We start from the raw sequence: 13,718 nt of genomic DNA, 5'->3' as shown, positions 1-13,718 counted from the left end.
CATATTACATGATACTTTATACCGTATACTGCATGGCTTTTTTTCGTATAGTCAACCATACTAATCACCTCTTTGATGAATAGTATGTCATTTTCTACAATATTTAAAAGGCTGAAAGCGTATACCGCCTAAAGGCGGTGGTTTTAGACCACGCTCATGGAAAATAAATTTGTCAATTAAAGGCTCTAATACCATAGGATTAATATAATTCACTCTTCTTTCTGATATAGTGCTTAGAAAATTGCTTTCATCTTGACTACTGGCCAGCTCTCCTCGTTCAGAACCTAATAAGATTCGTTGCGGGATACCTGTGACAGCACTAATACATGAGATAATAACCTCAAAAGGATTCTTAGGATCTGCTAGATCAGCACCAAGTTTTTTGATATCTATTCCCTCAGTACCAATCCAATCTCTTAAATCATGGATCATCTCATCAACTTGTTTACCCATTTTCTTTTTATCAACATTATAATCTTCTTTTACATCAGCATGGTACTTACTACGTGCATTTCTCCAATAGCTTTCTGCTCCACCGCCAACAACCTTAATTAAGTCCTCTAATCTATTCCATACATTCTTTAATTTAGGTCTAGAAAGGACTTCATTTTCAAGTAACTCTTCTGCAATATGAATTACTCTGCTATAATGTACCCTTTGCTTATTAGGATTAAATCCTTCAGGAGGATTCTCACCAGCAAAATTAATCTCATAAGTCTTTGGTAGTCCAAATCTTTTATTAGTAGGGTCTGTCTCCCACTCTTTAATTTCAGCTGACTTCTCACTAAAGACAGATAAGTAAAGGATATCCTCAGGTCCACTAAGACAACCTTTTTCTAATGGTTTCTTTAAATAATTATTGACATTGTTATCTTTATCTACTTTTAGCTCATTAGTCCCAATAAAGATTACGCCATAGCGACCAATACTAGCTAGCTTATCAACTCTTTTTAACTTATTATAGAGCTTAGTATTATTAATCACCTTGCTAATCTCTCTTTCAAAGGCAGTCTTGGTCTCATCATCTTCTGCTTTACCCTTTTCTTTAATAGTCGGATTGTCCTTCCAAGTCTTATCTACTGGCCGATCGATAACTACTTTTTGTCCTTCCAAGTCTTATCTACTGGCCGATCGATAACTACTTTGGCTATATCTCCCCTATCATACTTAGTCCAGTAATCATCAAAATTCAATTCTTTCTTATATCCTAATTTATCATAATAATCTCTTTTACCACCAAAAGACTTACCTAATAATTTAGATAACTTGGCTCTATCGCTTATAATACTATTAAAAGCTAAAGTAAATCTCTCTACCATTTCATTATTAGATACTTGAATTGAACTATCTTCATCCATAGGCATAACCTCCTTTTAACTCCATACTCCACCATCATCATCTGTAGCACTCTTAAATTTTTTAGTATTAACTAAGATACCTGCATAAGATGCTGTGTCCACTTGATCATCATGACTTGCATTAGGAAAAGCTAATAGCTCCTTCTCAAAGTCAGGCAACCACTCTGCATCTTTTAAATGGAATACCATGTAATTCTCATACATAGTAGATATATCAAAACTACGAGCAACCTTACCTTTATCAGCCTTAAGTGGTATCAAAGGTGTTCCTTCTAATTTGGCTGTTTGAATTAGTCCAGTACCACTTGCTTTGTCCTCTACTGCCTGTATCTTCACTTTTGGGTATATCTTCTTCATGACTTTAATAAAAGACCATTGCTTAGGAATGACCAGCTTGTCTCTAGTGACTTCAATCAACAATAAATTATTTTCAGGAGTTAAGGCCCAGGTGCTTATTACAGTATAATCGTTTTGTTCATTATCTTTCATAGCTGTATCACAAGTTTGAAACCAAATACATTTATCCTTAGGAACTCTCTTAATCCTGCCATTGAAGCACTCTAAAATAAATGTTGACCTAGTCTGTGTAAAATACTGAATATGCTGCCGTTTAAAGATGTTGCCTCCTTCAATTTGTGGACTTTGTTGGTATAAAGCAGCAAATACACGTTTATTGGTCTTCGCTTCTGACTCAATCCACTCTTCATCAAAGCCACGTTCAGGACATAATGCTTCTCCAGGTTTTCTTCCTAATGCATCATTCTCTTTAGCTGCTACAAGTAACTCTATTACATGCCACTTACCTCCAGCTTCTACTCTACCTTCTTCCTTAAGTAGTCGACCTGCTAAATCATCTTCATGCCATCTTGTTAAGATCACTATAACTCGACCATCAGCAGTTAATCTAGTCTTTAAAGTAGAGTTCCATTCTCTCCAAAGCTTTTCACGATAATTAGCACTATAGGCCTGTTCATCATTTTTAATGGGATCATCTATAATCATCAGATTAGCACCCTTACCAGTTATTCCTGATAAGATCCCCCCTGACAGCATTCCCCCACGTGATTCTTGAAGGTTCCACTTACCCTTTGCTTTGGTATTCTTAGCTATTCTGATATTAAATAATTCTTTTCCATGAAGTTCTACTTTATCTTTATTAGCTTGACCAAAATCTGTCGCTAAATCATCACCATAAGAGACCTCGATAACTCTCCAATTAGGATTTCTACCAAGACACCAGGAAGGAAAGGTCTCTGTAATCGTCATTGACTTTCCATGTCGTGGTGGCATAAAGACCATTAATCGCTTAATATCGCCTTTCTCAACTTTTTCTAAAGTGTCGCACAATAAATCGTGATACCTAGCTTTTTTAAAATCTATATCCTGATGAGTATACTTAACATATGGTAAGTATTTTCTTCTGGCCAACTCTCTTCTTGCTCTTTGCTGTACATGCTTTCTTAGGTCAGGAGTTAACTTATCTGCTAACATTTGAGTCACCCCTACCTTAAAAATATTACTTATATAAAATCATTTATTTTAAGTCTATAATACTTCTGCTAATTTCTTTAGCTCTTCTACAGATAACTCGTTCATTGCTGGATCCTTAATAGTACCTTTTATGTTTCCTTCAAGATCGATTTCTTTCTTATCACTCCATTTATCTGACTGTCTATTTTTAAGCCAGAAAATAATTGAAGTTGGATTAGGCTTCACCTCTTTAGTTACGACTTTAGTTGGTACTAATTCAAACCCTATGGGATTCCCTTCCTCATCATATACTCTCACCCTTTCTTTAGTTATTTCATCATATCTATAACCATTGGCCCGTTTGAATAAACTATTCTCTACTCTAAAATCAGCTTGTGATTTGTTCTTCTTTAAGGCCTCGGAAAACTCGGGAAACTTATGCTTCCAATCATATAAGGTTGATGTATGAATTCCTAACCTCTTGCTTATCTCATAATCAATTAATCCTTCCTTAGCCCACTCTTCAACCTTTGGGATTATAGAAGGGTCATATTTACTCGGTCTTCCTCCTGCATTAACCTCTTTTTTCTTATCTTCAGGAGGATGTTGCCAACATCTCCAGTCACCTTCAAAATCTATCGGTACTTCTTTTTCTCTTGTACACCTAGATCCATCACCTTTCTTCCCAATACATCTAACAATCTTAGTCTTTTTAGCTCCCATTCACTAGCAACACCTCCTTTATTAATTAGTTTCAAAAAATAAAAATAACCCCCAGATTAACTGAGAGTCATTTTTATTACTTGAAAAGAGTTGAAAATAGATATATAGAAAAAATTATATTTATATCTTCAATATTATAAATTTATTCAATTAAGATTAATTTTCAATATAATAAGACTTATTTTTTAATAGCTTATCTTTATATATATCTAAATCTTTAATTTTATGTCTACATACCATTTTTACTATCTTAGAAGCCCCTGCTTCATTGATTTTAGACTTATACCTTTCTATTAACATATCTACTTCAGCAACTTTATCCATCTGTCATACCTCCTCTTTACATTTGGAGTCTTTCCAGTATATGAAATAACAACAATATATATTAAATATCGTTATATAAAAAGGATATATAATACCCAACCCAAGAGCAATACTGATATTCTGCTTACTACATATTTGAGTATATCAAAGGTATATTACAACTATATTAATGATAGGTTAAAGATGGATTAATTACTATTTTTTATAAATAAAATATCTTGTACTTATACAAAAACACCCAGCTTCTGCTGAGTGTTTATTTGAGATTAATCTTTATTTTTGAGCAACTGTAAAAAATATGCTATAATAAAGATTAAGCCAGCATCTCCAGATGCTGGCTTACCGAAAATTTACCTCCTAGATTAATTGAAAGGAGGTGATGCTAATGAAGTGGATAACGATTGTTAAAACAATATTAGCAATCCTCCAGTTAATCCTGGATCTAATAGACAAATTATAATTACCGATTAAGTCAATTAGATGCCTGTGTTTGGGGAGGTATTTTCGGATAGACTAGCGAGTGTTGCCCCACTTGCTAGTCTATCTTTATATTTACCCTATAAAAAGGGGGCTTACTACTTAGTTTATTCATAAGTTAAGTTCGTAATACAATACCTAACTTATATATATGTTATTATATGCTATTACGTGCTATCATTATAACACCAACTTGTCCTATTGTCAATTTAGCAGCCTAGTAGGCACGTTAATTTTCAATATTTTAAAAGCTATATATCGGTTCTCTATTTAAATTGTTATAATAAAAACCCTAGCTTCTGCCGAGTGCTCATATATCTATTATTAAACTTAATTATAACATTCCTTATAATTATTATAACACACTTTTTTAATTATTCTTGCCAACTTCCTGCCAATATCCTGCCACTTTTCTGCCAGTCTTAAATAAGACTCATTATCTCTCCGCATAACAAGTGTAGTTCTTTCTTCTCTAGAAACTCTAAAGCATTATTTCTCCTCCGATAAAGAGTTCTTTCACTTATAAGTAACTTTCTCTCTATCATCTTATTTTTATATTTTTTAAAGTATTTTAACTCAATCACTATTGCCATCTCTTCACCAAACTCTGGATCTTCTTCTTTTAACTCTTCTATGTCTTCTCTAACCTTCTTTCTTAATTCATCTGCTTTATTGGCTATTCTAAGTAATTCATCCTTTATAACAGCACTATTCTCCTGTTGTCCTCCCCCGTAACAAACAGCACTCAATCTTCCTGGAATAATATCAGCTGCTTTATATCCAGACTTTATACCATCATTAATTGTGCAAGCTCTCCTTCTTAATCTCTTACTGGCTCTCTTTAAATCTCTGTATGCATATAGTACCTTCTCTACCTGTCTCACTTTACCCTGCCTCCCCTAATATGGTATAATAGAATGGAGACAGGTCCCCAAACCTGTCCTTTTTTATTTTAATCTCAAAATTATCTAACCAACTGTTTTCTTCTTATCTTCTTTCCACAACTCTATAATAATTAAAGCCATAATAATAACAAAGATACTTTTAGCCATTAAAATCCTCATAGTTGCCACATCCTTTTTATGTAGCTGGCCTTAGGCTTAGACCAGCTACTTAAGATGAATAATAACTAAGGTGGCTCCTCCTCTCTTATTTTCGGTTTTTGCCTTGAGTTATTCCATGCTCTAGGCTACACCAAGCTAGGAGTTATGAGCCTGTCCTTCTCTGCCACTTGCTCCTTAATGGATACAGGTAGCAGATGATTTTTACCTACTAAACTTAATAATAATTTCATCATTTACATAATAAGGTCCAATTAAGTCTTCTTCTTTGCAGTCAATAACTTCAATATCTTCTCTACCTTTTAACTCCTTGATTAATTCTTGAGTAGATAGTTCTTTGAAAAAATCTACTTTGACTCTTTCCCTCATTCTGCTTTCCTCCATTTCTGTAGTCATAAAAGACTAAGTTTTTAGTAACCATTTCCTAATCTGCTTTTAAGCCTAGTAATATTCTTATTCCTCAAACTAGTTATCAATTCGCCTTGCTTAACTCTCATATCTATTCCACCAACTTTAATCGGCTCTCCATTCTTACCAATTAATCGACTGACATGATCAGAAGCTAACTTCTTATTGAGATAATCTAAATCTCCTGTAGAGTTAATAATTGTTGGTTTTTTATTCTCAATTCTATAATTGATGATGATAAAGAGCTTATCTATCTCATCTGCTCCAAACCTTTCAGCATTTAGGTTATCTATAATTAATAGATCGACTTGTTTGGCAGAGCTAACTAAGTCCCCTGTATTCTTACTGAAATTGTTATAGGTTGCTTTGATATCCTCATAGAACTCTTTGGCTACTGCATTAATGACTGTATAGCCTTTCTTGATTATTTCTTGTCCAATTATGTGACTTAATAAAGTCTTACCTCTCCCACATTTGCCAACTAAGGTTAATCCAATACCCCTTTCCTTATAAAAATCAAAGTTTTCAACATAGTCCATAGCTGCTAATTTGGCTTCTTTCTTGCCTTCTAGCCACTTGAAATCCTTAAAGGTCTTAGCTTTGAACTCTTCTCTTATCTCAGCAGATTTAATATTCTGCTCATACTTCTTCTGCTCTTGTTCCTTTTTAGCCTTAATCTCCTTCTCCTGTCGACACTTACAGTCTTTTGCAGTAAATTTATCTCTAGCTTTGCTTACTACTATCTCCTTATCACAGCAAAGTTGACAAGCAAACTGAGATTTATCTACCTCTCCATTTTGCAGCTCCCAAATCTGCTTATATCTAAGCTGTTTAACTTTATTTATTGGATTAGAGGTCATCGATTGTGAGGTCGATTTCTTGGAGTTCTGGGCTGTCAAAGCACCCTTCTCCATACTCCGATTGAGACTGATTATCTTTTGTGGATTCTCTTGTATTATCTGAGCTATTCCTTCCATTTCCCTTACCCCCTGTTGATTTATGCTTTGGATTTTCCTCTAAAGCTTCCTGAGCTTCAGCGATAAAGTAACGGATAAACTTATAGCTATTGATATTAACACCAGCTTCAGGATCACCATGTCTATAATTTCCTTTTTCTTTTTGTTTCCAAATTGCTATATCACAGGCCCTCTTAATAACCTCTGGACTATAATCTTTAAGATCATCCTCAATCAGATAGCCTTTAGTCAGCTTTTGAATATTGAGCTTGCTGGTTATATACTCCATCAGCTCTTGAAAAGGTGTTTGCTTATCTTTTGAAACTAAGTCTCCACTTTTACTGCTTTGTCTATCATCCTGCTTATTTCCAATTTTTTCTTCGCCTGCGTTATTATATAATATAGTATTATCTGTAGTAATCTCTGTATATGAAATCTCTGTATTAGTCTGGACATCTGTGTCCATACCCTCTGGACATTCTTGTCTAGAACTTAAGACAGGTTTGTCCATATGGACATCTTTGTCTATATCAAGACATTCTTGTCCAGTTGCTTCTACCTCTTGCTCTTCTAGCTTTCCATAAGTCAGCTTCCTAATTGCTTCCACATTGATATCTATGTAAGGAACATTATTATAGGGCTTTCCGTTTACTCTGATATTTCTATATTCAACTTCAATCAATCCCTCATCTTCTAAATAATCATATTCCCGTTGAATTGTCTTCTCAGAGCAATTAAGTTGCTCAGCATAATAAGCCTTACCCCGTTGTAACTTATCAGCTTTAAACTTCTGTTCATAGCTGATAACCATATTAGTTCTAGGGTCTCTAATCTCTTTAGGTCGATACCAATAAACTAAATCAGATAATATCCAGGCAGACCTAAAGCGAGGCTTCCCACTTTTGGTTCTCAGGTTCTCTAACCAAGTAGGTGGTATAACATTTCCTGTAATATTTAATTGCTCTATCTTTTTAACATTCTCATTCTGTATCTTATAGCTCATCATTACCACTCCTTAGGTAAGTTATAATAATAATTTTTAGTTCAACAACCGAATATTATCTATCCCAGATCCAGCTGTATCTAGAACCTAATAACTTTATCTTAAATATTCATTATGCACTCTGTCTTTGCTCTCTATCACCATTAACTGATTCCAAGTTGCTCTGCAACCAACCAATAAACTGCTCTGCCTGCTCATAGCTACACTCATCACTACTTAAGCTGCTCAATTCTATTTCATAGAGTTCAAAGAAGTCTGCCATCATCTGTTTTCTAACCTGATTGACAGTGGTTACTACCCCTTTCTCTTTCATCCAAGTTACAATTGCTTTGATGACAGCAAAGATTCTTCTCCGTTGGCTGTGCTTGATCATGCTATCTGCTTTCCCGTATCCCTACTTTCTAGAACCCTTTGGGCTGCTATTTTATACTTATCCTTATTGGCATTTTGAACAACCCACTTTAGGTAGTCGCTATCTATATCCTTGAGCTTAGTCCCTTGATGCTTACCAAAAGGTAATTTAATCTCTCCTGGATCATCACCAGCTCTATTGGACTGATTACCGTTATTACCCTTAGATTGATTGTTACTAGAATCATTATTACTACTGTTACTACCACCCATTATCTCGTTTAAGGCTGGATTGGCAAATCTCATCCGTAGACCTAACTCCAAATCCTCAGCAGCTCTCTTGATCATATTCCCCTTGGCACTCTCGAAAGCATCACCTAAGGACTTAATCTCTCTATCCTGATAGCTTTTAGCTTCATTACCATCTCTATCTTTTTTCTTCTTGACCACCTCAAAGCGACCAATAGCATCCTTAGAGATATCTGGAATCCCTTGGGGAGTTCTAAAGGTGACATTACCTTTAACTATACATTCATAGGTTCTCTCTTCATAATATTGCTGATCTATCTTTACATCCCAGAAAGGTCCAAAGATTAGATTGAGCCTTTCTTTGACATCTTCAATGGGAGTATATCTGTTACCATTGTTATCTTCTTTGATTTCAATAGGCTCTATAATTATCTTATAGGCTGCTTCCCACCACTTAGCTGGATCAGTTTCAGTTATCATTTATAACCCCACCACCTTTTTGTAGTTTGTAAATCATCTGGAGCAGGTATCCTAACCCAACTCCAGATTAAGTTTATTCTTCTGCTCCTCCATCAAACCGCATCAGCTAAACCCTTATCACCAAACTTTATTGTATCTATTTTCTGCTCTAACTTATCCTTTAAGATATACTCAACTTGACCATTACTAACATAGTTAACGACTTCAATAATATCTGTGTCAGTTATTCTCTGAGTTTGACCAATTCCCACTAATAAGCATAGTCCTAGCTGTTTACTAATCAGCTCATCATCGATTACCTTTCTGCTATAAGCTGTAACCTGATACTGAATGAGTCGGATAGCTGGGATCACTTCCCACCGATCATTGTCTGAGTCATCAGTAAATTTAAGGATTACTTTGCAATCTCCATCAGTCTGATACTCCTTCAGTTTGCCCTGACTAATATCACTGATAAAAGTCTGAAGCTGATTCTGGTTATTCTTTGATCTTATAACCTCTTTATTTTTCTTATATTGAATGATTTTATAATATCCTTTGCCAATTCTCTTCAACATGCCAGTTAAATTTAGTTCCATCCTATCCACTCTCCTTAATTATTTTTGATAGTATAGTTAATTCCATTGACATTGCCAGTAGCATCTACAGGTTGACCAACCAGCTCTTTGATCTCCCAAGCTGGTTGAATCATCTTGTTATCTGCTCCACTATCTGATATAATTAAAGACAGTAATAGTAATAGTGAAGCGGTGATTATAGTGCTAACTATAATCCTGTTCATTAGAGACCTCCTTTTGAGGTACATCCCAATTACAATGCATTAATACTTAAGACACTTACTTGTGGCGAGTAGGTGTCTTTTGCTATTTGTGTTGAGATATATCCCCTTTTCAAATATTTTTTAAGATTATCTGTACTGACCTCATCTGGATTTAGTCCAATATCTTCAGCAGCTATATTGACAATATCGATACAGTGCTTTATATCATCCATCTCTTGGAGCATCTCCTTTAGTAGCTTCTGCTCTGACTGCTTATAAGAGTTGAGGTTAAATGCATTTTGAAATTGGTTGAGCCTCTTTACCTCTCTAATCTTCTTTAAGAGTTCCTGGCACTCTGTCTCTAACCGATCCACATTGAGTGGAAAGCAGATAGGAATCTTGTCCATATAGACACCAGCAGAGGTGGTTCCTGTGAGAATCAACCTCAACCTTCTACTATTGAGAGCTGCAGCAACTGCTTCTAAGAAATGCTCTGGTCCATAGTCCTTGTTGAGATATTGGCTAATGGTGCTCTCACTATAATCGGTCTCTTTGGCTAATCTCTTTTGAGTCCATTTCTTCCTTGCTAGCTCTTCTCTGACTATCGAGAAAAACTTCCTCATATCAGTTCTATCCAAGTCAATCCCTCCTTAAGCTATCGCTAGTTTCTTATCAACGATCTCAATTAATCGCTTTAGCTCTTCTACCCTCTGTAGATTTTCTTGCTCTTGAGCTTGAATCAATCTTTCAGTAAGTATTTTCTTCTTCTCTAAGTATCTCTGCTTATAATTAGAATGTAGCTCTCTTTGCTTCATTGAATTCACCACCTTTCAACTTCAAAGATTCTAAAGTCTAGCTATAGATTATTTACTTAGCTTTAATTTATAATTAAAGTAGATGAAGACTTAACTACCCTCCATATAAAAACCCTCCTGATTGAGCTTGTACACTTTTACTTCGCGGTCAGCTCATCACTGACCCATAGCAACCTTCTTCTCTACCTCTTCCTTAGGACATTCTTCCTTAATCCTTTTGGCAGTTGCCTTAATATACTTGACTCTCATCATATATTCAAACTCTTGCTTCTTAAGCTCTCTGTCTAACTCTGTATAGTCAGGAGTGATCTTAGCCTTAGTTTCATTGCGAATGCGTAAACCTCCAAAACGTGGATCATCATAGTCCATAGATCAACACCCCTTTCCATCTTACTTACTCTTATTAATCTATATGGTCTTGCTTGATTGTCCTATTAATGATACTCAACTCCACTTTTATCCAACCAGATTGTATTCACTCCAAAGTCTCCATAGAGGATCACTGATTCACCTGTTACTGTAAAGGATTCTATCTCATCAACACTACAGATTCTAAAATTTAATCCTGACTTATAGCTCATCAGCTCACGATTTAAATAGTAATATTTAATGTCGCCACTATTCAATAGATTTAGAATTGCTGATAGTTGTTCTAGCATTCTTCCACCTTCTTAAACTGTTTTCCACAGCTCTTACACCTATAGCTGACTAAATGATGCTTTGTATCGATCACTTCAATAGGAACTAGTAAATCCCAATTTTTATAACCACGACCAGCCTTAAGTCCACATTTAGGACACTCGTCACTAAATTGATTTAAGAGCAATTTAACAGCTTGGTTCTCAGTTCTATTCCAAAGGTCTCGAGCAATTTTAATCTCACTAGTTTTATTCATTTGAATCCCCCTTTTAATCTTTTAACTATCTTTCTACCTATTTCTTCTAAATTTAGCTGTTCTAGAACTTGCCCTTCCAGTTCAGTTACTCTCTTTTCTAACTCCTCAATACGTTGCTCTAAATCACTCACTTCTCTCACCTACTTTCTAGCTAATATTCACCCTAGTAGAATCCCATGGAAAAAATACTTTATTGATTAGTTGATTTAGTTATATTAAATATTTGATTTTGGTGGTCTGAGCATACTTTGACTTTGCTTTCAACACCTGGTGAAATCTCATATTTTATTGATCTTATAGACTTTTGATTACATCCTATATATTCACACTTTTGCTCCTTTTTCCTCACCTGTTTCACCCCCTTCCAGCTATCCCTCTAATCCCTAATCTACTCAATGAATCCCAATAACGCTTTACAGCTCTATAGCTTTTTACTCCTGAGATTACTGCCTGTTGAGCTTCTAAGGTAGCAGCTAAGATCTCTTTTAACTCAGCTTCATCTGGAGTAGCTGCTAACTCTAGCTCAACTCCTACTACTTTTAACTCTTCTTTCATAGCTTCAATTGAGTCAAAGGCTACATATACACACTCTTGCTTGTCTTTGCTATACATAAAGACTGCCTTGTCACTCTGACTTACTGCTATCCAGCAGCTGTCATTCTCTAGCTTCAATTCAAATCCAAGATCAACTAGTTTAGCTAAGATTAGTTGATCGTCTATTCCAGAACTTCCACCTGTGAATTTGGTATACTCTTCTTCCTGCTCAAAGCTAGCTTTGGAAAGGACATTGATTATTAGTTGGTTTCTCTTGGACTGCTCTTTTACTTTAGCTTCATACTCTGCTCTAGTCTCTGCTTTAGTTTCCATTCTTCGACGATATGCTGATTGAACTCTCTCTAGCCCATTATCACTTCTCAATCCTACCCATCTAGTCATATTTATCTCCTCCTTAGTTTTTAGCTTGCTTTGTGATTTGTTTTGTTCCCTTTGGGCACGTTAGAAATTAAAAAAATATCATCATTTTTCTCATCTAATTCTTTTTTTATTGCTCTAGCTACTTTAAAGGAAGGCTCTTTATGCCCTAACTCAATATTAGTATAATGACCTCTGCTTATACCAATTTTTTGTGCTATTCTCTTTTGAGTTAAACCCTTTTCTAACCTTTTTTCTTTTAATTTTTTCCTCATAATAACACCACCTTTGTGTGTCTAAAGGGAACTATCTTGTTTATATTATAGTCTCTCTAAGGCACATTGTCAAGTGTTTTTTAAAATTTTGTGCCTTTTAGATACATCATGTTTACTATAGACACATTTGAATGTATTATTATAATATATAAATTGAGGTGATTGAATAGTGTTCAAAAAAAGAATAAGACAATTAAGAAAAGAACATAAATTAACTCAACAACAATTAGCAGATAAAATTGGGGTTGGTCGTGCTACAATTGCTGGTTATGAAACCAAGGGTAAAGAACCTGGCTATGATACATTGAAAAAATTAGCTGAAATATTTAATGTATCAACAGACTACCTCCTAGGTCATACTGACAATCGCCAAAACCCTAACGATAAAATCAAGTCAGCAATCTCTGATGATCCTGAACTATTAGAATTCTGGAATGAACTCAGTCAACGGGAGGATTTACAGCTATTATTTAAGCAAACTCGTGACCTTCCTAAAGAAGCTATCCAGGATGTTATCAATATTATTAGGAGAATTGAGCGAGATGCACACAAACGACATAATTGATACTGATGGAGTTTATGCCGCCTTTGAAAAGATGCATCTCTCTGTCTGGGGCTTTGTCTATAGAGATTCCTTTGCTGAGTATCATTTGATTATCAATAAAAATCTAAGCCATGAGAAACAGAAAGAGATCTTTATGCATGAGATGACCCATATCAATGAGCATTTGCCTAATAAGCCTTATATGGTTGGATTAGACATGCAGCATAGTGAGATGGAGAAAGCTGCTGATTTGATAGCTGTACAAGCTCTGGGAAGTTTAGGTGGATAACAGAAGATATATAAGAAATACTAATTAAAAGGTGGTGACTAAAATGACTGAAAAAGAAATGTTAGAATTACTAGTTAATCAAGTCGGTCAAATTAATAATAGATTAGATGGAATGGATAATAGATTAAATAATATGGAGCAAGATATTCAAGGAATCAAGGGTGATGTTAAAAGCTTAAAAGAACAAATGAATAATGTTCAAGCCCAAAATGAAACTATCGCCCTCCAAGTTAACGAAAATAATCAAATTTTGAAAAAAGATAATGTTCAGGATGAGGTTCCCCCATTAAATTAGACACATAGTTTAGTGGTTTTTCTCTCATTTTCGTATTCTTCTGGACTTTTATAATCTAAAGTAGAATGCATTC

At 35.0% G+C, this 13,718-nt stretch carries 25 protein-coding genes; 3 read left to right on the top strand and 22 right to left on the bottom strand.

All coding sequences use genetic code 11. The features are described 5' to 3' along the window. Positions 1–87: 87 nt before the first annotated feature. The 22 genes from BX659_RS17930 to BX659_RS17855 form a co-directional block, all read right to left on the bottom strand. The gene (locus BX659_RS17930; RefSeq protein WP_097019603.1) at positions 88–1,113 is read right to left on the bottom strand and encodes an anti-CBASS protein Acb1 family protein; all 1,026 of its coding nucleotides are present in this window, start codon (positions 1,111–1,113) and stop codon (positions 88–90) included. Further along, a complete protein-coding gene (locus BX659_RS17925) occupies positions 1,095–1,358 on the bottom strand; it encodes a hypothetical protein (RefSeq protein WP_097019602.1) in 264 nt (87 codons plus the stop codon). Before BX659_RS17925 ends, BX659_RS17930 begins: the two co-directional genes overlap by 19 nt. Before the next feature lie 15 nt (positions 1,359–1,373). Then, positions 1,374–2,849: a phage terminase large subunit gene (gene terL / locus BX659_RS17920; RefSeq protein ID WP_097019601.1), complete on the bottom strand. Its 1,476-nt coding sequence runs from the start codon at positions 2,847–2,849 to the stop codon at positions 1,374–1,376. A gap of 54 nt (positions 2,850–2,903) precedes the next feature. Beyond that, a complete protein-coding gene (locus tag BX659_RS17915; protein ID WP_253250820.1) occupies positions 2,904–3,551 on the bottom strand; it encodes a transposase in 648 nt (215 codons plus the stop codon). Positions 3,552–3,707: 156 nt separating this feature from the next. Beyond that, a complete protein-coding gene (locus BX659_RS19195; protein WP_172432015.1) occupies positions 3,708–3,875 on the bottom strand; it encodes a hypothetical protein in 168 nt (55 codons plus the stop codon). An 899-nt stretch (positions 3,876–4,774) separates the two neighbouring features. Then, entirely contained in the window at positions 4,775–5,236 is a 462-nt protein-coding gene (locus BX659_RS17910) for a hypothetical protein (RefSeq protein ID WP_097019600.1), read from the bottom strand. 381 nt (positions 5,237–5,617) lie between these two features. Beyond that, entirely contained in the window at positions 5,618–5,782 is a 165-nt protein-coding gene (locus tag BX659_RS19190) for a hypothetical protein (protein ID WP_172432014.1), read from the bottom strand. Positions 5,783–5,823: 41 nt separating this feature from the next. Then, a complete protein-coding gene (locus BX659_RS17905; RefSeq protein ID WP_253250821.1) occupies positions 5,824–6,789 on the bottom strand; it encodes an ATP-binding protein in 966 nt (321 codons plus the stop codon). Further along, entirely contained in the window at positions 6,671–7,780 is a 1,110-nt protein-coding gene (locus BX659_RS19555; protein WP_253250819.1) for a hypothetical protein, read from the bottom strand. Before BX659_RS19555 ends, BX659_RS17905 begins: the two co-directional genes overlap by 119 nt. A 112-nt stretch (positions 7,781–7,892) precedes the next feature. Further along, positions 7,893–8,153 carry a hypothetical protein gene (locus tag BX659_RS17900; RefSeq protein ID WP_097019598.1) on the bottom strand — a complete coding sequence of 87 codons (261 nt, stop codon included), beginning with the start codon at positions 8,151–8,153 and terminating at the stop codon, positions 7,893–7,895. Continuing rightward, positions 8,150–8,860, bottom strand: coding sequence for a hypothetical protein (locus tag BX659_RS17895; RefSeq protein ID WP_097019597.1), 711 nt, complete (start codon positions 8,858–8,860; stop codon positions 8,150–8,152). Before BX659_RS17895 ends, BX659_RS17900 begins: the two co-directional genes overlap by 4 nt. A gap of 92 nt (positions 8,861–8,952) precedes the next feature. Beyond that, a complete protein-coding gene (locus BX659_RS17890; protein ID WP_097019596.1) occupies positions 8,953–9,438 on the bottom strand; it encodes a hypothetical protein in 486 nt (161 codons plus the stop codon). Between the two features lie 14 nt (positions 9,439–9,452). Next, entirely contained in the window at positions 9,453–9,641 is a 189-nt protein-coding gene (locus BX659_RS17885; RefSeq protein WP_097019595.1) for a hypothetical protein, read from the bottom strand. A gap of 29 nt (positions 9,642–9,670) precedes the next feature. Then, positions 9,671–10,258, bottom strand: a complete 588-nt coding sequence (locus BX659_RS17880) for a helix-turn-helix domain-containing protein (protein WP_097019594.1) — start codon at positions 10,256–10,258, stop codon at positions 9,671–9,673. A 12-nt stretch (positions 10,259–10,270) separates the two neighbouring features. Further along, positions 10,271–10,435: a hypothetical protein gene (locus BX659_RS19185; RefSeq protein WP_172432013.1), complete on the bottom strand. Its 165-nt coding sequence runs from the start codon at positions 10,433–10,435 to the stop codon at positions 10,271–10,273. A 156-nt stretch (positions 10,436–10,591) separates the two neighbouring features. After that, positions 10,592–10,804: a hypothetical protein gene (locus tag BX659_RS17875; RefSeq protein ID WP_097019593.1), complete on the bottom strand. Its 213-nt coding sequence runs from the start codon at positions 10,802–10,804 to the stop codon at positions 10,592–10,594. A gap of 65 nt (positions 10,805–10,869) precedes the next feature. Continuing rightward, complete coding sequence (locus BX659_RS17870; RefSeq protein WP_097019592.1) at positions 10,870–11,094, bottom strand: hypothetical protein; 225 nt, start codon at positions 11,092–11,094, stop codon at positions 10,870–10,872. After that, a complete protein-coding gene (locus BX659_RS17865; RefSeq protein WP_097019591.1) occupies positions 11,088–11,330 on the bottom strand; it encodes a hypothetical protein in 243 nt (80 codons plus the stop codon). Before BX659_RS17865 ends, BX659_RS17870 begins: the two co-directional genes overlap by 7 nt. Then, positions 11,327–11,470, bottom strand: a complete 144-nt coding sequence (locus BX659_RS19180; protein WP_181186459.1) for a hypothetical protein — start codon at positions 11,468–11,470, stop codon at positions 11,327–11,329. The genes BX659_RS17865 and BX659_RS19180 overlap by 4 nt, the downstream gene beginning before the upstream one ends. A 50-nt stretch (positions 11,471–11,520) precedes the next feature. After that, a complete protein-coding gene (locus BX659_RS19175) occupies positions 11,521–11,679 on the bottom strand; it encodes a hypothetical protein (RefSeq protein ID WP_172432012.1) in 159 nt (52 codons plus the stop codon). A gap of 5 nt (positions 11,680–11,684) precedes the next feature. After that, positions 11,685–12,266 (bottom strand): hypothetical protein, encoded by a 582-nt coding sequence (locus BX659_RS17860; protein WP_097019590.1) that lies wholly within the window; start codon positions 12,264–12,266, stop codon positions 11,685–11,687. A gap of 20 nt (positions 12,267–12,286) precedes the next feature. Continuing rightward, positions 12,287–12,517 carry a helix-turn-helix transcriptional regulator gene (locus tag BX659_RS17855; RefSeq protein WP_097019589.1) on the bottom strand — a complete coding sequence of 77 codons (231 nt, stop codon included), beginning with the start codon at positions 12,515–12,517 and terminating at the stop codon, positions 12,287–12,289. A gap of 169 nt (positions 12,518–12,686) precedes the next feature. Between BX659_RS17855 and BX659_RS17850 the strand changes: the two genes are divergently transcribed. From BX659_RS17850 to BX659_RS17840, 3 genes are read left to right on the top strand one after another with little or no spacing between them, the layout of a single operon-like run. Further along, positions 12,687–13,082 carry a helix-turn-helix domain-containing protein gene (locus BX659_RS17850; protein WP_216358858.1) on the top strand — a complete coding sequence of 132 codons (396 nt, stop codon included), beginning with the start codon at positions 12,687–12,689 and terminating at the stop codon, positions 13,080–13,082. Further along, positions 13,060–13,350: a hypothetical protein gene (locus BX659_RS17845; protein ID WP_097019587.1), complete on the top strand. Its 291-nt coding sequence runs from the start codon at positions 13,060–13,062 to the stop codon at positions 13,348–13,350. Before BX659_RS17850 ends, BX659_RS17845 begins: the two co-directional genes overlap by 23 nt. A 43-nt stretch (positions 13,351–13,393) precedes the next feature. After that, on the top strand, positions 13,394–13,645 hold the full coding sequence (locus tag BX659_RS17840) for a hypothetical protein (RefSeq protein ID WP_097019586.1): 252 nt from the start codon (positions 13,394–13,396) through the stop codon (positions 13,643–13,645). The last annotated feature ends 73 nt before the right edge of the window (positions 13,646–13,718 follow it).

Origin of the sequence: Orenia metallireducens (genome assembly GCF_003001995.1) — a bacterium.
GTDB lineage: Bacteria > Bacillota > Halanaerobiia > Halobacteroidales > Halobacteroidaceae > Orenia > Orenia metallireducens_B.
The sequence above is the reverse complement of the archived record's forward strand: the minus strand, read 5'-3'. Positions and strand labels throughout refer to the sequence as shown.